General features: G+C 29.5%; 12 protein-coding genes and 1 riboswitch. Of the genes, 2 read left to right on the top strand and 10 right to left on the bottom strand.

Annotated elements, in window-relative coordinates; all coding sequences use genetic code 11:
• Window positions 1-55: 55 nt before the first annotated feature.
• The 3 genes from DY168_RS02930 to DY168_RS02920 all read right to left on the bottom strand — a co-directional run bounded on the left by DY168_RS02930 (window position 56) and on the right by DY168_RS02920 (window position 5,942).
• On the bottom strand, window positions 56-1,774 hold the full coding sequence (locus DY168_RS02930; RefSeq protein ID WP_115640403.1) for a HAMP domain-containing methyl-accepting chemotaxis protein: 1,719 nt from the start codon (window positions 1,772-1,774) through the stop codon (window positions 56-58).
• 368 nt (window positions 1,775-2,142) lie between these two features.
• On the bottom strand, window positions 2,143-2,619 hold the full coding sequence (gene msrA / locus DY168_RS02925) for a peptide-methionine (S)-S-oxide reductase MsrA (RefSeq protein WP_115640402.1): 477 nt from the start codon (window positions 2,617-2,619) through the stop codon (window positions 2,143-2,145).
• A 23-nt stretch (window positions 2,620-2,642) separates the two neighbouring features.
• The gene (locus DY168_RS02920) at window positions 2,643-5,942 is read right to left on the bottom strand and encodes an SNF2 helicase associated domain-containing protein (protein ID WP_242984040.1); all 3,300 of its coding nucleotides are present in this window, start codon (window positions 5,940-5,942) and stop codon (window positions 2,643-2,645) included.
• 379 nt (window positions 5,943-6,321) lie between these two features.
• On the opposite strand from DY168_RS02920, the gene DY168_RS02915 reads away from it, so the two are divergent.
• Window positions 6,322-8,343, top strand: coding sequence for a methyl-accepting chemotaxis protein (locus tag DY168_RS02915; protein ID WP_172556250.1), 2,022 nt, complete (start codon window positions 6,322-6,324; stop codon window positions 8,341-8,343).
• 90 nt (window positions 8,344-8,433) lie between these two features.
• Here DY168_RS02915 and DY168_RS02910 read toward each other — a convergent pair whose 3' ends face one another.
• The 7 genes from DY168_RS02910 to DY168_RS02880 all read right to left on the bottom strand — a co-directional run bounded on the left by DY168_RS02910 (window position 8,434) and on the right by DY168_RS02880 (window position 21,299).
• Entirely contained in the window at window positions 8,434-13,260 is a 4,827-nt protein-coding gene (locus tag DY168_RS02910; RefSeq protein ID WP_115640400.1) for a prenyltransferase/squalene oxidase repeat-containing protein, read from the bottom strand.
• A gap of 340 nt (window positions 13,261-13,600) precedes the next feature.
• Window positions 13,601-13,790, bottom strand: a riboswitch (cobalamin riboswitch).
• A 217-nt stretch (window positions 13,791-14,007) separates the two neighbouring features.
• Entirely contained in the window at window positions 14,008-14,820 is an 813-nt protein-coding gene (proC, locus tag DY168_RS02905) for a pyrroline-5-carboxylate reductase (RefSeq protein WP_115640399.1), read from the bottom strand.
• A gap of 33 nt (window positions 14,821-14,853) precedes the next feature.
• Entirely contained in the window at window positions 14,854-17,217 is a 2,364-nt protein-coding gene (gene hypD / locus DY168_RS02900; RefSeq protein WP_115640398.1) for a trans-4-hydroxy-L-proline dehydratase, read from the bottom strand.
• A 2-nt stretch (window positions 17,218-17,219) separates the two neighbouring features.
• Window positions 17,220-18,125: a trans-4-hydroxy-L-proline dehydratase activase gene (locus DY168_RS02895; protein ID WP_115640397.1), complete on the bottom strand. Its 906-nt coding sequence runs from the start codon at window positions 18,123-18,125 to the stop codon at window positions 17,220-17,222.
• A gap of 218 nt (window positions 18,126-18,343) precedes the next feature.
• A complete protein-coding gene (locus DY168_RS02890) occupies window positions 18,344-18,823 on the bottom strand; it encodes a UPF0158 family protein (protein ID WP_115640396.1) in 480 nt (159 codons plus the stop codon).
• 206 nt (window positions 18,824-19,029) lie between these two features.
• Window positions 19,030-19,857 (bottom strand): winged helix-turn-helix domain-containing protein, encoded by an 828-nt coding sequence (locus DY168_RS02885; RefSeq protein ID WP_115640395.1) that lies wholly within the window; start codon window positions 19,855-19,857, stop codon window positions 19,030-19,032.
• A gap of 278 nt (window positions 19,858-20,135) precedes the next feature.
• Window positions 20,136-21,299: an iron-containing alcohol dehydrogenase gene (locus DY168_RS02880; RefSeq protein ID WP_115640394.1), complete on the bottom strand. Its 1,164-nt coding sequence runs from the start codon at window positions 21,297-21,299 to the stop codon at window positions 20,136-20,138.
• Between the two features lie 568 nt (window positions 21,300-21,867).
• On the opposite strand from DY168_RS02880, the gene DY168_RS14605 reads away from it, so the two are divergent.
• Window positions 21,868-22,035: a hypothetical protein gene (locus DY168_RS14605; protein WP_172556249.1), complete on the top strand. Its 168-nt coding sequence runs from the start codon at window positions 21,868-21,870 to the stop codon at window positions 22,033-22,035.
• Window positions 22,036-22,139: the final 104 nt, after the last annotated feature.

Raw genomic sequence — 22,139 nt, 5'->3', positions numbered from 1 at the left:
CTTTAATTGATATAGACTCTTTTAAAATTAATTTATTTATTTTAAATAGATTTATTTAAATTTTAAATTTATTTACTTCTATTTTTAGCTTATCTGCAACTTTTTTTGACTTTTCTGATTCCTCTGTTATATCTAAGGATTTTTGAGTTATATCCATTACTCTTTCAGCAATGTTTCCTGTACCTTCTGCACCTTCACCAGAAGCTTGAGATACTTGCTCTATAGTTTTTATAATTTCCTCTGTAGATGCTAATAGCTCTTCAGATGTTGAACTGAATTCTGTTACTAACTCATCTATTAAATTAGCGTCTTCACTATACAGTTCTGCTACATTTAACATATATTTATAATCATTTTGAACATCTACAGAAACAAACTGAAGTAATTCATTAGAACTATCCGCTAACTCATTTACCGACTTCGTAACCTTCCCTGTTATACTTTGTATTTCAATTACTGTATCTTTTGATTGTTCTGCAAGTTTCCTTATTTCTTCTGCAACTACAGAGAATCCTTTTCCTGCCTCACCTGCCCTTGCAGCTTCTATAGCCGCATTTAAAGCTAGAAGGTTAGTTTGAGAGGTTATTTGCATAATTGATTCTGATAATACATTTATTTGCTTTACAACCGTTGAATTTTCTATAGCCTTTTCTAAGGTTTCTTTATTATCTTCAAATATCTTTAATACCTTTTGTTGTGATGATATAACTTCATTTTTTATATCAACTGCTCTTTTATTTATCTTTCCAGCTGAAACTGCACCATCTTGCGCTCTAGCTGCTATAGATTGAACTGCTCTTTGTATTTCTAATGAAGATGCATTCATCTCTTCAGAAGATGCTGCGGTTTCTTCCATTCCAGCTGAAAGTTCTTCTGTAGTTGCTGAAACCTCTTCAATATTAGTATTAAGATCATTTATATTTTTTAATGTACTATTAACTATAGCCTCTATACCATCAGACTGTACCTTTAAAACTATCATCAAGTTCTTTAAAGACTCTCTCATAGTACCCATAGATTTTCCCATAGTACCAATTTCATCTTGCCTTTTATTAAATATTTCAGGAAGTTCTGTAGAAAAGTCACCTGTTGCTACTTTATCTAAGTATTCTACGCTTACCTCTAGTGGTTTTGTAATAGAGTTAGAAATAATTACAGTAAGTACAATAGAACTAATTACACTAATCACCATAACTATTTGCAGTATCCTAATAGAACTTTGGAATTCATTGTCATTTTGTTGGTTAATTTCTTTAGCTACCTTACTATTATAAGATGCAAGTTCATTTAACTTATCTTGGAACTCATTTGCTATAGGTTCTACTTCATGATACTTTTTTAATGCCTCATCACTTTTACCTTCTAATGCAAGTTTTATAACATGACTTCTTACCTTTTCGTATGTTTTAAGGGTACTTTCAACTCTACCTACTATATCTATTTCAAATAAATCTAAATCACTTTTTTTATAATTCATCCAGTTTTCTTCAAATGTTTTAGTCCTCTTTTCTATATCCTTCATCTTTTCATTTTGTATATTCTCATCTCCCTGATGTAATATAATAGAATACATATCCGCTTCTATAACCCTTGATTGATTTCTATTATCATTTATATATTCAACGGACATTAAGTTCTCAGAATATAATGTTTCCATATCTTTGTTAGCTTTAGATATATAATAATACCCCACACTCCCAATAATACAACATAATAGGATCATTGACATAGACAATAAAAGTATCTTTACTCTTACTTTTAAATTATTTAACATAGTATCTCCTCCAATAATATTTATTTAGCACCATCGCCTAACCATCTTTTGTATATTTTATTAATCTTTCTTTCAATTTAATTTAACTTATATATAATTTCGGTAGTGATTAGGCTACTTTATATAATACCTTTGTTGTATTTTATCACATTTTGTCACATTGTATAAACAGTTATATTATTTTTCTTTTTTCCTATTAAAACTTTTCGATTAAAACTTTCCCATGACATATAACCCTTATGTAATTTCCAATTACTTTTAACTAATGATTGTATCATTGCCACCTTTAGCTATTCATTATATAGTTTAAAATAAAGAGTTAAAAAAAACAGCTAACCTTATTTAAAGATCAGCTGTTTTTTATATAGTTAAAAATCTAAATTTATGTGACAATATCCACCTGGGTTTTTTTTTAAATACTTTTGATGATACTCTTCTGCATCATAAAAGCATTTAAGAGGTTCTATTTGAGTAACTATATCCGCCTCATACTTTTCTTGTTGTTTGTCTTTAGTTTTTAGTATTGTGTCTAAGTCTTTCTCATCTAAATAATATATTCCAGTTCTATATTGTGTTCCTTTATCATTTCCTTGTCTATCCCTTATAGTTGGATCTATTATAGACCAGAATCTGTTTAAAAGTTCTTCTAATGTTATAATACTTTCATCATACTTTACTAGACAAGCCTCTGCATGACCTGTAATCTTTGTACAAACTTCTTCATAAGTTGGATTTACTCTATCTCCGTTTGCATATCCAACCTTTGTTTCTATTACACCCTTTACTTTTAACATGTATGCCTCTATACCCCAAAAACATCCTCCACAAAGAACTATTTCCTTCATCTTGAATCCTCCTCATATTAAAATTAAATTTTAAACAAGTCTTCCATATCTTCCTCTGTCATAGTACCTAAAAGCACTTTATCATGGTTTTCTCCGTCAAGAACACTTTTTATTATTTCTTTTTTCTTTTCCTGAAGATCATAAATCTTTTCCTCTATGGTTCCCTTTGTTATTAGTTTTATTACTTCTACAGTTTTTGTTTGACCTATTCTATGAGCCCTATCTACAGCTTGATCTTCTACTGCTGGATTCCACCAAGGATCAAAGTGTATTACTAAATCTGCCCCTGTAAGGTTCAGTCCAGTTCCACCTGCTTTTAATGATATTAAAAACACCTGTGCATCTCCATCATTAAACTCATTAACCATTCCCATTCTTTTATTTGATGGCACAGACCCATCTAAATACATAGATTTTATATTATTTTTGTCTAGTCTTTCTTTTATACTTTTTAAGATTGTAGTGAACTGTGAAAATAGCAGAACTCTATGACCATTTGAAAGGCTTTCCTCTAATATTTCATCTAAGGTAATATATTTTCCACTATCTCCAGTATAATCATCTAAAAAGCTTGAAGGATCACAACAAATCTGTCTTAACCTTGTAAGCAAAGAAAGTATCTTAATCTTGCTCCTATTAAAGCCCTTCTCCTTTATCTCTTCTTTTATTTCTTCCTTAAAGGAGGTAACATAAGAAACATACAGCTTCTTTTGCTCTTCTGTCATATCCACTATTACTTTATGCTCTATCTTTTCCGGAAGTTCTAAAGCTACATCTCTTTTAAACCTTCTTAATATAAATGGTCTTATAAGCTTTAATAGTTCCTTTAATGCTACCTCATCTTTATCCTTTACTATAGGCATTTCAAATTTCTTTGAAAATTTGCCTTGAGTCTTTAAATATCCCGGCATAATAAAGTCAAAAATTGACCAAAGTTCTGTTAGTGAGTTTTCAATTGGTGTACCTGTTAATGCAAACCTCTTTTGTGCTTTTACTTCCTTAACGGACTGAGCATTTAAAGATGATGGATTTTTTATTTGCTGCGCTTCATCTAAAATACATATACTAAATGTTATATCTTCATACGCCTCTATATCTCTTCTTATAAGTGGATATGAAGTTATAATTACATCATATTCTAGTAGTCCTTCTCTTTGAATTAGTCTCTCGTTTTTGCTACCTGAAACTACAAGTATCTGAAGATTTGGTGCAAACTTTTCAAATTCACTAAGCCAATTATATACCAAAGACGTAGGGCATACTATTAAAACTGGGGTATTAAGCATTCCCTCTTCCTTTTCTGATGCAATATAGCTTATAGCTTGAAAGGTTTTCCCAAGTCCCATTTCATCTCCGAGTATACCACCAAAATCACAATAAGAAAGAGTCTTAAACCACTTAAATCCTATTTTTTGATAATCCCTTAGGTTACCTGTTATTCCTTTTGGTAATTCATAATTTGAATCTTTTATATCCTTCATAGCATTCACTAAATCTTCAAAGGTTTTATTTTTTGAAATAAAATTAAGATTATTAGACTTTATATTCTCATCTATATAAAGTGAAGCATATTTAGGTAATATAACCTTACCTTTAGATAATTTATCTGCATCAATATCTAAGGTTTGCATTAATAAATTAAAATTTTGAATTTCTTCTGAATTTAAGGGAAGGATATCACCGCTTTTAAGCCTATAATACCTTTTTCTTTGTTTTAATGAATTAAATAGGCTTTTAAGTTCTGATTTATCCATGCCTTCTACTTCAAAGTCGAACTCTAATAAATTTGCATTATTTAGTGATATAGATGACTTGAAACTCTTAGATGACATTATCTGAATGTTTTTAAAGCTATCTGAGTAATAAATTTCACCAAGTGAATTTATATTTCCTATACCTTGGGCTACAAAATCTATTATCATATCTTCATCTTTTAAGTAATATTTATCATTTTCTTTTTCAAAACCCATATCTTCTAAGGTTCTAAGAGCAACATCCTCCTCATTTAGTTTCCTTATAATCACAAAGGCCTTATTATCTTGACTCTTATCTTTTAAGTTAAATGAGGCATCTCCATATTTAAAAACTATATCGCAGCTTACATATTCCTTGTCTTTATCTAAGTAAAAGCTAATTTCTAAAGGCTCTTCTTTTATAATACTTTCTAAGCTTTCATCTGATATTATACTTTCACTTATAAGTCTAAGTTTCGGTATAATATAAGTTGCCACCTCACTAATTTCGCTCTTTTTAAAGTTTATATTGTTACTACCTTGTTTTTTCATAGTTTTGTATATAGGCATAAGTGATTTTATTTGTTCTTTCGAAGGTAGGTATAAATCCCCCTTATACATATATATCTTATTTTTTCTATCCACTGATTCCGGAATACCTTCATTTAACTTTAAGCTTAATACATCATCAGTCATAGAAATATTAAAACTAAGTGGTATATCCCTTGCAAATATATTTATATCCTTGTAATCTTTTCCTTTAATAATAGCATTTATTTTTAATCCACTTTTTAAGCTTAAAAATTTAATTAACTGTGACTCTGTTAAATAAGCTCTTTTACCACTAAAAAACATTGATTTATTTACATATATATTGGCATTTACATGATTATTATTATCATATATTTCTTTAATAAGTAAAAGCACCTCATAATCTTCTTTTGAAAAATGTTGAGTTTTAGGATAAAATTCAAATCCTTTTCCAAAATAAATTGACTGTTCATTTAAAAAGACACTTTCTATAAACTCTTTTAAGTTTTTAACCACGTAAAGCCTCTCTAGCCCTATCTTAAGCTCTAATGCATATGGCTTATAAAAGTCATCATTAATTTCTATTAATGCTTCCATATTAATAAGTTCATTTGCTTTATAGTTATCCTTTGATTCTTGTCTATAATAGTTTAGTAGCTCTGAGCCGTCGTCTTTAAGTACTTCTCTCATTCTGCTCTTTTGCGTGGTACCTTCTCTATTAATCTTTATAAATACAGCTGATATGTGCTTACACTTTCCATTTTCAGTGAAATCTAAACAGTTACAGCTAGAATACATAGCTCCATTCCTTCTATTCATTAATATATTCACCTTATAATCCTTTAGATCATAAGCTGACTCCACCGTAGACACAACAGAAAAGGTATTTTTCGTGTCCTCTAAAACATCAATTTTCCTTACCTTATTTCTGTAATACATATCAAGCCCTGTATTATAAACTACATCTCCTAGTAAATCTTTAATGTCATTATCGTCAAAACTAAAAATCATAAGTTGCACCTCTATTAATTCCTTACGTAACTTCCATAAAGTATCCATCTTTAAGGATACCCTTAATATTTAAAATAGTAAATATATATCAGTATTACTTCTTTATCTTTCCCTAAATGTTTACTGATATTTAGATTTCCTACTATTTACACTATAAAATTATACCATAAACTTATAGCACAATGAATAACTTTAATCTTATATCATATTAATCCTTTTCGAAGTCTTTTATCTATTATAAAATCAGATTAAATTTTTAATTCAAATCATTAATATTCATCATAAGTTTGTGTATTATATGCTAATTATTATACATATTATTATTTACTTCTAATAATATTATAAATTCCTACTGGATTAATGACTTCTCTTACATTATATGATAAAATCCTCATATAAATATGTTTTAAATAAGGGGGTTAAGTATATGCATAAACTCAAAAAATATATTCAGTCCATAAGATTCAAAATTTTAACGGTTCCAATCATTATAATATTTGTAATAATCACATGTATAGCTTCTGGTTCTGTAATAATATCAAAATCTAAGCTATTATCTCAAATGGAAGTAGATGGATCCAACATAGGTACTCAAATTTCTAAACAAGTTGAAAATAATAGCCTTGCTTTAGATATCTTAAATGAAACCATAGATGATAAAATTAAAAACTTAGGTTCATTTATTTCCATTAACATGGATTATGTTAATAATGACTATTTACTTTCCATTGGAGAAAATTTCAAAGTAGATGAAATATCTATAACAGATGCTTCTGGTGTAATAATTTTCTCTAATATATCTACCAATATAGGAATTTCATTTGATAAAGATCATCTATACTATCCTGTGCTTAAAGGCGATAAAACCTTCTTAATTGAAGATATAAGAAAAAGCCGTGAAACTGGAGATTACTATAAATACGGTTGTGTAAAAAATTCTAATGGTGGCATAATACAGATCGGTATAGCTTCTAATAAGATTCAACAGTTAACAGATAACCTTAAAGTCCAAACCTTGCTAGATAATATAGTAAAAGATAAAACTATAGTTTATGGAGCCTTTACAGATACTAACTTTAATGTAATAGCACATAGTGATAAAGACAAAATAGGAACAATTTTAGATAACCAAAAAAGTAAATCTAGTGTAAATCAAGGAGATACTTATTCATTTATAGAAACTAACAATGATAATTTAAGTGTGTATAATGTTACAATTCCTGTAAATAAGAATGGAATTCATATAGGTATGGCAAGTATAGGGCTTTCTATGGATAACCTTAATAAAACCATCTATGACACCGTTTCATTTATAATAATTATTAGCATAATATCTTTTTCCATAGCTATACTAATCATGTTTAAAATATCTAGAAGCATTATTACCCCATTATCTAATTTAGTTTTCGCTTCTACAGATATATCTAATGGTAATTTAAATAGTAAGATAGATGTACATAGTAATGATGAAATTGGTATATTAGCTAATAGCTTTAATCATATGTGTCAAAGTTTAAAAACTGCAATTACATCTATAAAATATAATACATCAACTGTTAACGACATGGCATGCACCTTGAAATCCATTTCAGAGCAAACAGCTTTAGCTACTGGGGAAGTAACCATAGCTGTTCAAGAAGTTACAAACGGTACAAGCCAACAAAGTAATGACCTTTTAGACATTTCTACTAGAATGTATAGCCTAGCCCAAGAATTAGAAATTATTAAAAGAAGAATTACAGAAGTTAAAAATAGTTCTATTATTACAGAGGAAAAGGCGGTAATTGGTAAAGATCAAATAAACTTACTTTTAAAATCTATAAATAATGTGAATTGTTCTTTTAAAACTATGGTAATTAAAATTAACAATTTAAATGTAAGTGTTTCACAGATAGGAAATATAACCGATGTTATAAATAGTATTTCCGATAAAACTAACCTTTTAGCTCTTAATGCTGCCATAGAGGCTGCTCGCGTTGGTGAACACGGAAGAGGTTTCTCTGTAGTTGCAGAAGAGGTAAGAAGCTTAGCTGAACAATCAAAATATTCAACAGAAAAGATACAAGAATTAATTAAATCCATAAGAAATGAAACTACAGATGTAATTATAACTTCAGATAAGGTTATTCTTACAGCTGAAAATCAAAACCACATAGTAAATGATACACTAAATGCTTTTACCGATATATTATCCTCAATTCATAATATATCACCACTTGTAGATAACACCAATATTGCTTTAAAATCAGCCTTAAAATCAAAAGATACAATATTAGGAAATATAGATGCCATTACTGCCGTAGCAGAAGAAACTTCTGCATCTTCCGAAGAAATTTCAGCTTCCTCCGAAGAAATATTGGCAAGCTCTGAAGCCGTGTCAAAATTTGCATCAGATCTTAATATAGTTTCTGAAAAGTTAAGCCTTGAAACAAAGCACTTTAACGTTTAAATAAATCATTACCCTAAATAAAAGATACATACTGATAAAGTAAACTTTATCAATATGTATCTTATTTCTATAACTCTAGAGGTGATTAAATTAAATTACAGACTTCTTCTTTTTTCTTTTTATAATTATTATTCCAGCTATAATCATAATCATAGATATTGCTATCAAAGATTTAAATCCTATAATACTACCTGTCTTAACAAGTTCCTTTGTATCAACCTTAGATTCAGATTTTCCATCTTGAATAATCTTCATTGCATTTTCTTTTATATTAGCTTTGTCTGTATTTTCACTATCAGCATTTCCATCTTCCAGATGTGTGCTTGTTATTTCTTCTTTTACTTCTTCATTACCTTTTTTCTCCTCTACTTCTTTTACTTCTATTTCATTTCCTTCTTTTACTTCTATTTTATTTCCTTCTTTTGCTTCTACTTCATTTCCTGAAAGAGTCATATACTTATAAACAGATTTTTTATTGTATATATCTCCTAGAGCAAGTATTGCTTGTTCAGTACTCATTTTAGTTTCTGTTCCCCACTCACTCTTAAATTCAAAATGATCTCCTGTTTTAAAAGTTAAAAGTGCATCTAAAAGTGTGTTTCCATTTTTAACCCATCTTTTAGAGAAGATATCATCCTCATTAGATATAAGTGCTTGTATTACTGAGGATAATGTATATGGATTTTCCTTTCCATAAGATTCAAATCCGCCGCTTTCTAATTGTTTGTTATTTATATATTCTATAGAAGAGTTTATTATTTCTTCTATTCCTTTTATATCCTTGTGATTTGATAATGCTGTAATAACCATTGCCGTAGTATCTACATCTCCATAATGGCCATCCTTTGACATAGAGATTATATGATTTAAGGCCTTTTCTTTATCATAATCAGCCTTTGACATATCTAGTGCAATCACTGCAAATGCTTGCAGAGTTGGCCAGTCTTCATCACCATCTAAAATTACAAAAGCTCCATCTTTATTTTGCGAATCCTTAAGCATCTTAACATAATTCTTACCCTTGTAATCTTTTGGATTCTCTCCTGCTGCAATAAGGGAAATTATATTATTTATAGCATCACTAACATTGTCTACTTCAAAAACTTCTATCTTATCTTTTACATTTATATTTTTTGATATATTGCTTAATCCTAATGCTTCTCTGAAACTATAAATATCTTTATCTTCATAATATCTAGTAATCTCCATTAGTACATCTTGTAATTTTACCTCTAGCTTTTTATCTGAATCTATACTAGATAAAAAATAATCACTACAATGTTCTATTTCAAATACTATATTACCATCAGCTGTTTTATGTGGTCCACTAACCTTTTCTACATTATGAGTCTTTTCATCATAATAATATAAATAAACAGGTTTCGCAGTATCGTGCTTCATTGTTATCTTTGCTTTAGCTGGTAATATTCCATTATCTTTAAATGATAATATTTTAGCATCATTATATTCTTTTAAAATAGATTCTTTGTTTTGGCTGTCTTTATTTAAATCTATATCTATAGACTTTACATTCTCTTTTCTTATATTCTTTGTTTCAAATTCCCATGTCATATCCTTATTTATGAATCTTAAAATCTTATTCTTTCCTAAAGACTTCTCAAATATTTCCGAAGAAATCTTTCCATCCTTATCCATACCTATTAAAATATATTTTATAAATGGATCTTTAATACCTTCACTTATCTTATCTTCATCATAGATTGTCTCTAAAATTTCTTCCTCTACAGGAAGAGATACTACATAAGTGTTTGGTACAATTTCTATATACTTATCTCTTTTACCAATTGTTATATTATATATATCACTTGGTGCTTTAAATGTTACTTTTCCATTATCATCCGTCTTAAAGTCACCTATACCTTCAATATTAATGTCAGCATTCTTTAAAGGTGTCTTATCTATTTTGTTTAGCAATGTTATTTCATGATTACCATCTAAAGACCTCAGTGATACCATTGGTATATTTGTATATGATTTAAAGTCGCCATCATATTTATAATGAGTCATGTAGAATACTATCTCATCATAATTAAACTTACCTTCCGAATCTTTTATATCAATAAATCCAGCTGCCCCTATCATAGGTTGCTTAATATCTAAACCTCTTTTTACATAATAGCTCCATCCAAAATTCTCGACTTGATTTTCTCCGAGTATTCCAGTTACCATATAACCTTCGCCATTTCCAGTTCCATTAATATTTTCTTTTCCTACAGCTTTCATTAAAACTTCAAGGACATTACTTTGGGAAATACTAGAATCTACGATATCATTGAATAAAGTTTTTTCATTACCTTCAACTCTTACCCTTACCTTTTCATAAGGAGGCATGTCTACTATGAAATTAACTTCTTTTTCTGATTTAACCCCTTCTAGCTCCGCTACAACTTTCAGTGTATATTTCCCTGCCTTACTTATAGCACCACCGAAGAAATCTTCTCCATTTAATGTAGCCTTCCAGGTCCCTTCATCTGTAGATATATCTATATTTATAGTCTCTGTATATATTTTCCCTTCTTTCACACCTTCAATTGATATAACTGCTGGTTCTTTTATCTCACCCATAGAATCATTTTTTATTCCAAATATTGATTCACCATAATGTAGGTCAACTAATGCCCCAACTACATGTGACGTAGCTACCATTTCATATGCTCCACCTTCAAACTTAGCAAAGCCACCATATTTATTATTACCTCTTGGTGCTGCCTTAAACTTTAAAAGTGCATCTAGCATACTCTTATCTTTAATCCACTCTTTAGAAAGAGGATTTATATTATTTGCAACTAGCCCCTGAATTACTATAGCTAAAGCCCTAGACTTATTACCTGATTCAAAGGTTCCATCAGGTCTTTGCGAAGACTTCATTGTAGTAATAATTGTACTTATGGCATTATCCACACCTTTAATTTCAGGGTGAGAAGCTAATGCTATAAGAGCCATACCATTAGACTCTATATTGCTATAGGTATTACTCGTATTTTTATTATTAAGTATTAAGTCCATTAATGCATTAATAGCAAGTTCTTTATCATAATCAGCTTTTGCAGTTTCTAAAGCTATTATAGAATATGCTAGTATAGCAGGCGCATCAATATCTAATATATCATTAATTATGAATTGACCTTGGAACTTTTCGCCTTCTTTTCTCTGAGATTTAACTAACCCTTTAACATAATCATTACCTTTATAATCTTTAGGGTCTTTCCCAGAACCAATCAATGCCAATGTGTTTTGAGCGTATATCAAAGAGGATTCCCCTCTTTTTATATAAACCTTGTCTAATATCTTTTTATCTGTATTAACCTTACTTAAGGCAATTGGAACCATAGACTCTACAGTTTCCATTTCATAGAACTTCTTTAAATTTTCGATTTCATTTTTTATTTTTGCCTTATCTTCAACACTTATGTCTTCTAATGAACTAGGCTTCTTAATATTAAAGTTTTTTGTTGTCTTTATATTCTGATCATTACCTAGTTGTGCAGATACCGTTATAATACCTTCTTTGCGTGCTTTTAAAAATCCATCATTATCAATTGAAGCTAACTTTTTATTATCCACACTCCAAATCAGATTTGCATTTTTAATATCTTCGCCATCCTGGTCTTTTACCATAGATTTTAAAGGTATGCTATCCCCAATTTCTATAGATTCTTCAGTATTTAATATTTCTATAGATTTTGCTACAGGAGCGTACACACTTATACTTATATGGGTATTTATATCTTCATTACCCTTTATGGATGCATGAACCTTAGTTGTCCCCTTTGCTTTAGCTTTTAATATACCTTTTTCATCTATATATGCAACATTTTCATCATCTATAGCCCATATAATTTCATTACCTTGTACTATATCCTTATCTTTATCTAATATCTTTGTTTCTAAAGATATTATCTTACCTTCTTTAATAGAAGTATTATCTGCTACTATCTCTATAAAATTGGGTTTTTTTTGTTCTTGTTTTACTATCTTATATGCCGACTTACCCGTTTCAATACCCTTTAAAGCTAGTATGGCAAAAGATGTAGCTTCATCTTCTGAAACTCTTCTATAACTACTATTGTATATAAATTTGTCTTCTTCTTTAAAAGACAGTAGAGCATCTAAAAGACTTTCTCCCTCTTTAATCCATTCATCAGCTAGCGGATTTTCCTCTAGAGCTACAAGGGCTTGTATAACCATGGCTGTTGCTACAGAGTTTCCTTCTGACTCTAAGTCCTCATCGGATAAAGAATTGTTAGAAAAACTACCATCGTAAAGCTGCTCACTTTTTAAATATTTCTTTAGCTCTTCAATTAATTTACTAACACCTTCTACATCTTTATGTGAAGATAAAGCAATTATTCCAAGAGATGTTGTTACAACCTGGTCATCAAAACTCTTACCTTCGTCAGCTTCTTTTGCAAAGCTCATTAATAACTTAACTGCTGATTCCTTATTATACGGAGCCTTGGCCATGTCCATTGCAATAATCCCATATGCCATATTTTCAGGATATGAATCTGCCTGCTCATTACTTACTACAAAAAGTCCATTTTGTATTTGTCCATCTAGGACTTCTTTTACATAATTTTTACCTTCATAATCTTCAGGATCTTTACCTGCTGCAATTAAGTTTATAATATTCTTTGGATAAGTTTTAAGTCTCTTATCTTTATAAATATTTATTTTATTTGAATCTACATTTTCCCCTAATAAATTTAAGGCTAATGTATCACTATCTTCATACTTTGAAAGTGACTTTATATTACCTTTTGTTGTTTCTATAGCTTCCTTTATTGAAGATTGCTTACCTTCTGACAATGCCATAACTGGAACATATGATATTATATTTAAAAGTATAGAAAAAATTAAAACCATACTTAAATATTGGAACTTATTTCTTTTCATACTAACACCCTTTCTTTATCGAAGATTAAACTCTTTTTTAATTATAATTTGAGTTTTTAATACCTCCTTATTAGATAAACATATTTTTCTAAAACTTATATTACTTATATAGAAGTTTCCAATTAAAAGTAAAATGCACCTATCACTTAACTTGTACACGTGAATAGGTGCATTAAAATTATTCTTATAATAATAAAACCCTTAGCTTTAAAAGGCTAAGGTTTAACTAATATATATAAGTTACATATAAACATATAAATATATAAATATATTTATAATATTAAACTTATATAAACATCTTAATATTTTGTGTCAAACCCTTAATTGGAAGGCTCCTATTACACTTTCAACTAGTTAGATATCCTGACTTATGGTTCATAGCATCCTTCCGCCTTCCCAGAAAAATAAATTCCAGTGACTTTATAATAACATGGAAGTAGCTCCCCAAATACAGTGGCCGTACCGTCCAGGATTTTAACCTGGTTCCCTTTTAACTTATATAATTATATAAATTTTTAGTTGATTTTATCTTATTTAATTTTCTATACCCATTTTAATATATTTAATAGTTTATTCAAAACTTGTTAGCTTTTATATGAGTAATCTAACTCTCCCATATAGGCTCTAACTTCTATTTACTCTATATATTATCAACTTTAAAAAACCTCCCGAAGGAAGTTTCTTAAAGTTATATAAACAAAGTTTTAAACCTTTAACTCACCTTAATTATTACTACAAAAACACCCCTTATTTTAAATTAGACATTTCAATAGACTTTTTAGTGCAGTTTCTCATAGCTGAAATAACTGCTGTTCTTAGTCCCTTTTCTTCAAGAGTTGCTACAGCCTCTATAGTTGTCCCCCCTGGAGAACAAACCATGTCTTTTAAAGCTCCTGGATGCATTCCTGTCTCTAATACCATTTTTGCAGACCCGTATACTGCTTGAGCTGCAAACTTATAAGCTTGGTCTCTTGGCATACCATCTAATACTGCAGCATCAGCCATGGCCTCTATAAACATATACACGTAAGCTGGAGCTGATCCACTTACAGCAGTTACAACATCCATTAATTTTTCACTAACCATCTCTGCCTTACCAAAGCTTTCAAATATAGTAACAATATATGATATTTCTTCTTTAGTTACTATGTCATTAGCACATATTGCAGACATGCCTTCACCTACAAGAGCTGGTGTATTAGGCATTACTCTAATTACCTTTACTTTTCTTTCAAACATTTCTTCTGTTCCTTTAATATCTTTTCCAGCCGCAATAGTTACGATTATTACATCATCTTTTATCTCATCTTTTATTTGATCAATTATAACCTTATATAAATTTGGCTTTACAGATAAAATTAATATATCGGAAATCTTAGCAACCTCATTATTATCAATAGTTGTATTAATATTATACTTTTCTTTGGCTGATTTTAAGTTCTGCTCATTCAAATCTCCAACTATTATACTATCTGAGGAAACTATATTACTTTTGATGATTCCTCCCACCATAGCAAGGCCCATGTTTCCACATCCTATAAATCCTATTGTTTTTTTCATAATTACATCTCCTTATATTTTAATAGAGCTACATTATGCAAAGGTTTGTTCAGTTCTGTCAATTATTTCATTTTGTAATACCTCATCAAGGTTATTGAAATAGTCACTGTATCCAGCAACTCTTACTATAAGATCTTTATATTCATCAGGGCTTTTTTGTGCCTCTATTAGCACTTCTTTGTTTACTACATTAAATTGAATATGGTGTCCATCTAATTTAAAATACGTTCTTACTAAATCCGCCATATTATTAAGACCTTTTTCACCCTCTACAACAGATGGAGTAAACTTTTGATTTAATAATGTTCCACCTGTTTTTAGATGATCCATCTTAGATGCTGATTTAATAACTGCTGTAGGTCCTTTTAAGTCCGCTCCTTTTTCTGGTGAAATCCCTTCAGAAAGTGGAACATAAGCCTTTCTACCATTTGGAGTTGCGCCTATAACCGATCCAAAATAAACATGGCATGTAGTTGGGAGCATATTTATTTTAAACACTCCACCCTTACCATTTTTCCTACCATCTACTTCTTTAAAGAAGGCTTCAAATATCTCCTTCATTACGTCATCTGCATAGTCATTATCATTTCCATACTTAGGAGTTTTATCTTTTAAAAGTTTTAGCACATCTTCATGCCCCTTAAAATTATCTTTTAATGTTTTAGACAATTCATCCATAGTTATATTCTTTTTATCAAAAACTTGATACTTTATAGCTGTTAGAGCATCTGTTATTGTACCTATCCCAACACCTTGTATATAACTAACATTGTATCTAGCACCACCTGCATTATAATCTTTTCCATTAGAGATGCAATCATCTGTTACAATTGAAAGAAATGGCACCGGCATCATAGTTGCATATATTCTTTCAATAACCCTATTACCTCTTACTTTAATTTCAATAAAATGTTTAAGTTGTTTTTTGTATGCTTCAAATAACTCATCATAAGTTTTGAAATCATTAGCATTGCCCGTTTCAATACCTAACTTTTCACCAGTGATTATATCTATACCATTATTTAAAGTTATTTCTAATATCTTAGGTAAATTAAAGTATCCTGTAAGAATATATGCTTCCTTACCAAAAGCTCCCGTTTCAACACATCCGCTATTCCCACCACATCTAGCATCTTCTAAAGATTTCCCTGCATTAATAAGTTCTTGAATTACAGCATCTGTATTAAACATAGATGGTTGCCCCCATCCTTTTCTTGAAATCTCACAAGCTCTTTTAACGAATTTTTGTGGACTCTTCTTGCTTATTTGAACATTTGAACTTGGTTGTAAAAGTTTCATTTCATCTATAACATCTAATAGCATGTAGCTTACATCATTAACTCCATCTGCTCCATCAACCTTAACTCCACCTACATTAATATTAGCAAAGTCTGTATAAGTTGCACTTTCCTTTAATGTGATTCCAACCTTTGGAGGAGCAGGCTGATTATTAAATTTAACCCAAAAGCATTGTAATAATTCTTCTGCCTTATCATGAGTTAATGTACCTCCTTCTATTTCCCTTTCATAAAAAGGATTTAAATGTTGATCTAATCTTCCTGGATTATAAGCATCCCATGGATTTAATTCAGAAATAACACAAAGATGAACGAACCAATACATTTGAAGCGCCTCTCTAAAGTTTCTTGGAGCATTTGCTGGAACATGACTACATACCTTAGAAATTTCAAGAAGCTCTTCCCTAGCCATTAAATCAGTTTCTTTTTCTGCAAGTTCTTTTGCATACTCAGAATAACGTTTACCTAGTATCATTATTGCATCACAAGCTATACTCATAGCCTCTAACTGGTTTTTTTTATCTAAGGCTTCATTATCCTCATTAAAATCAAGACCTTTTATAGAATCTTCAATATCTTTTTTAAAATCTAAAAATCCTTTTTTATATATCTTATCATCACAAACTGTATGTCCAGGACCTCTTTGCTCCATAAATTCTGTGAATATACCTGCCTTATAACAATGCTTCCACTCTTCTGTCATATTTTCAAGTATCTTATGTCTTATTGATCTTTTTTCCCAAAAAGGAATTATAACGTCTTTTTGCATCTTTATATCTCCATCCTTAACCTTAAAAGATATATTTTCACGCTTATTCATTATCTCCATATCCCAAGTAGTGTGACAGCATAATTCCGGATAAGTAGGAGTAGCTGCTGGCTCTTCCCCTCTTTCTCCAACTATTAATTCACCCTCATTTATGCAAAGTTTCTTTGTAGACATAAATTCTTTCAAAACTAAAGCTCTAATAACTGGTACAGAAACCTTACCTTCGTAAAGTTTATACACCCTATCTACCACCTGTGCTCTTTCCATAGAAATACGAGGAACTGCATTTAAACTCTCTTCCCTTAATCTTTTTACCCTATTAGTTATCATAATTATCCCCCTCCTATCTTCACTTTAATACCTGCTTTGTTGAATTTATCCTTTATTTCTTCTAACCTTACATCTGATGGCTTTTCCATACCAGATAACTTATACCTAATGTCTAATCTTTTATATTTATCCATACCCATTTTATGATATGGTAATAAATTAACTTGTATTATATTTAATTTCGACAAATAAGCAACACTCGCATCTATATTTAAATCATCATCATTAATTCCTGCAATGATAGGCATCCTTACAAATATATTAGCACCAGAGTCTGATAACCTTTTCAAATTTTCAAGAATTAATTCATTGCCAACCCCTGTGTATTTTTTATGCCTTCTAGTATCCATGATTTTAATATCATATAAAAATAAATCTACATTATCCTTTATTTCATCAAAACTTTCAAAGGGTGCCTCACCACTTGTATCTATTGCTGTATGGATACCCCGAATTTTACAAGCTTTTAATACTTCATTTAAAAAGTCTTTATATAACATAGGTTCTCCACCTGAAAATGTTACTCCCCCTTCTGATTCCTCATAAAATACTTGATCTTTTATAATTTCTTTCATAATTTCTTTAACTGATAGGTCTTGTCCTACATATTCTTTAGCATTTGTAGGACAAAAATCTGAACACTTACCACAAAGTATACATTTGTCTTTATCTGTTACTGGATACCCACCTTTGATTTCAATAGCATTTTCAGGGCATCTTTTAACACATACACCACACCCCGTACACCGCTCCTTAAAAAACAGGATTTCATGTTTTTTATTTTGACTTTCTGGATTATGACACCACCAACAATTTAAAGGACATCCTTTCAAGAACACCGTGGTACGAATTCCCGGTCCATCATGAACTGAAAACTTTTGGATATTTATTGTAGTTGCTAAAGTCAACGAAATCACCTCATATAAGTTAAATGTGTAACAATAATATTCCTATCTTCTTGATTCACTGCTAATATAACTATACTAATTATATCATTATAATATTCAGCAAAGCCTTACTTTTTTTAAAACATTAGATTTATTTGCAATAGTTATAGTTGATAATCATCTTTCTAATTGGGACAAGAACCCAACAAAAAAGAACCTTGAATGTTTTCAAGATTCTTCTATTTCATTATAATGTTATTACTAAAGAGCCAACTTACAACATAATCTTTTAATTTATGTTCTTCATATTCATGCCACTGATCTAGTTCATAATGATTTTCAAATAATATACTTTTAAAACTCCTAAAGGCTGTATTCCCACTCAAGGCCTCTTTAAGTTTATTTTCAATATCCTTAGAAACTATATTTTCATTTACAAAGCTTATCATAACATTATTTATATAGTCTTCTGAAATAGTAGGTATAATTATGTATCTACCATTATTGTCTTTTTTAATCTTAAATGACTCTTCTAATAATTCTTTTTGCCAATCTTCTAGTTTCGATTCTTCAAAGCTTCCTTTTGCTATACTCTCTAATTCAGAAGGAATATTCATAATCTCACCTGTATTAGTATCTAAATATTCCTTACCTAAATCATCTTCATTAATTGAAAATGATTCTAAAAGTAAATCTAAATCAATATTAAGTTCTTTCATTGCTTTATATACTCCTATTTTCTTAATTTATAATATATTAAATATTACTTTTGCACTCTATAATATTTAATACATTATAACATATAAAATTATATCTTTACTAATAAATATATATCTAAAACTAAAAAGAGAGCTAGAGTAATCTTCTATCTCCCTTTTAACTTTCATTCTTAGTAAACTTCTAATCATTATATCTTTATTAATCTTTAGAAGTTAGTCTTATCTGTTCTTTCTTTATTTGTTAATAACTTTTCCACTCCAACTAACATTAAAGCTACACCAGCTACACAAAGTGTAATTAAACTTACGCCTCCAGTTTTAGGGAGTCCCCAGATGTTATTCCCTTTAGCTTTATCCATCTTTTGATTTCCATCTACATTTGCTGTAAATATCCACTGTGACTTAATATATTTATCTTGATACCTATTATCTGTTTCTTCTCCTTGAAGATATACATTTATATCTATTTCTTTACTATCTCCCTTTTGAAAATCAGCTAAATATAAATTTTCCTTTGAAAAGTCACCTAAACTCCCACTATATAACTCTTCACCATCATAATTCACGGTCATTTGAAGCTGTTTAAATAGGTCTCCTTCTATATCTACTATCTCTAACTCTTCAGCCCTCTTAATAATTTTGATTTTCTTTTGAAATTCCTCATTATCAATAAAATAATCTCCTTTTAGATTAAGAGAATAGCCTCCACTTTTAAATTCAATTTCAATATATTTTTCTAACTCACCATTACATTCTTCTAAGCTAGCCTCTTTTATTAGCTTTCTCAATCTAAATATTTGCCCTTTTATAACACTTTTTGAATCTTGATACTCTTTGTCTTCCCATAAATTTTCTTCTATAAACTCGGCACTTAAAATTCTATGTCTATATGATATAAAAAACATGAACAAGTTGAAAATTTGAGGACTGTTATTAAATTTATAAACTATAGAAATTCCTTTGTACTTTACATCAAAGTCGCCGAATGTATAAATCTCAAGGTCTGACTTTAATGTTAAATTTTCATTATCCATATTTATCCTCCCTTAACAAACTAGTTTACATAATACACAAAAATACTCCTGTAATTCGAATTATGCTTAATAGCTCATTTTAATATATTCAAATTTAACTATTAATATGCATCTATACACATATTAATAAAAAAGGCATCTAGAATAATGTTAATTCTAGGTGCCTTCTATGCTGTTCATATCATGATTTAATACTTAATCTTTATCTTAATTTAAATATATACTTATTTCCACTTTACATTACTATGATTTTACAATAGTAATTACTACTGTTTTTATTACAATGCTGCTTTATATATATTTAGTATATCCTTTGAATCTAAAGGTAGGAAATTACCAATACTACCTCTTACAGTAGATTGATTTGCCATCTTTTCTAAACTTTCTTCTTCTATACCAACTTCCCTTAATGTAGAAGGTATACCTAAAGATATAAAGAACTTCTTTGTTTCTTCTATTGACTTATGTGCTATTTCATATTTGTCTAAATTCTCATCAATATTCCAAACATTAACTCCATATTCAACAAATTTATTTAGTGTATGATCATTTAAAACATACTTCATCCAATGTGGTGTTAATATTGCAAGTCCTACACCGTGAGTAATATCATAAAATGCACTTAACTCATGTTCCATTGGATGAACACTCCATTTTGTTTCTTTTCCATAGGTTAAAAGCCCATTTATTGCAAGGCTTGATGCCCACATAAGGTTAGATCTAGCTTCATAATCTTCAGGATTTTCCATTGCCTTTGAACCATAATTTATACAAGTTTTAAGTAGCGCTTCGGCCATTCTATCTTGAAGATAAACTCCTTTTGTATTATTGAAATACACTTCAAAAATATGACTCATTATATCTGCCGTACCCGCTGCTGTTTGGCTCTTTGGCACAGTAAATGTATTTGTTGGATCCAAAATTGAAAACTTAGGAGCCATATCTTTATGACCTGTTCCAAGTTTTTGATTAGTTTCTAAATTTGTAATTACTGCGCCCGCATCCATTTCAGATCCCGTAGCTGCTAATGTAAGTATGCTTGCAATTGGAAGAACCTTTTTTATTTTTCTTGGATCTATAACCAGGTCCCATGGTTCTCCATCATAGCATGCAGCTGCTCCTATAACCTTTGAACAATCAATTGAACTTCCTCCCCCTACAGCAAGGATGATATCTATATGATTTTGCTTGCAAATTTCTGCTCCTTTTCTTACACTTGTTATTCTTGGATTTGGCTCTACACCTGGAAGTTCCCAAAATATAATGTTGTTTTTATTGAAGATATCTACAACCTTTTCATATAATCCGCTTTTCTTTATACTTCCACCACCATAAACAAGCAGAACCTTAGAACCATACTTCTTTATCTGATCTCCTAAAACGTTTATCTGATCTCTTCCAAAAAATATCTTTGTTGGAATTGAGTAATTAAAATTTTTCATATTTAAATCTCCTTTTAGTTATATATTATTAAATTTTAATATTTGAGTTTTGAATTTTTTATAGTAGCTAAGATTCTTACATCTTAACTTTTTTATTATTATATACATTAATCTTACTACAACAAGTTATATAATTAAATATATATTTTATAAATATTTAATTAAATAAAACCAGGGAATATTTCTATTCCCTGGCAACAAGATTAGTGAATATATGGAGACCTTAAAATCATTTTCGGTATAAGCCTAAATAATTGTTGTTAAAATCTTTTTCCATCGGAATCACCTCTCTATAATAATATTGTGTGCATATTACAAATTAATATCCAGGTAACTTTAACCATTTAACTGCTTAGTAACAAAACCTTTAAGATTATATTAGGATTATAATAAAATATTATAATTTTCATAATAATATTTTTAAAGTTTGTATCATTCTTACATTTAATATAGTATACTATATATATGATAACGTTTAAATGTGATATACAATACCTATCATTACAATGTAATAACATGTTTACTCTTAGGTATTTGTATCTTATTAAATTTTTGGAGGTATGTTTTTATGAGTAAAGGTACTTTTAAGATTTCCGAAGAAATATTAATTCAGGTTAAGCATTTAGCAGAAGAATCTGGCATGTCAAAAGAAGATTTTGTACATTGCCTCGCTAAGTTTTATGATGTAAATGACTCTATTGATTGTAATTGTTATTATGACAGCTTTACCGCTTAGTTTTTAGCTTTAATCCTAACCACTATATACCCAAAAAGATGGCAACTTCTTAAACCAATCATCTTAAGTAGTTGCCACATTTTTATTTTAACTTCTTATTCTTA

It is taken from the genome of Clostridium putrefaciens, assembly GCF_900461105.1.
GTDB classification, from domain to species: domain Bacteria; phylum Bacillota; class Clostridia; order Clostridiales; family Clostridiaceae; genus Clostridium_L; species Clostridium_L putrefaciens.
Note: the sequence above shows the minus strand (reverse complement) of the source record. Positions and strands in the feature narration are given on the sequence as shown.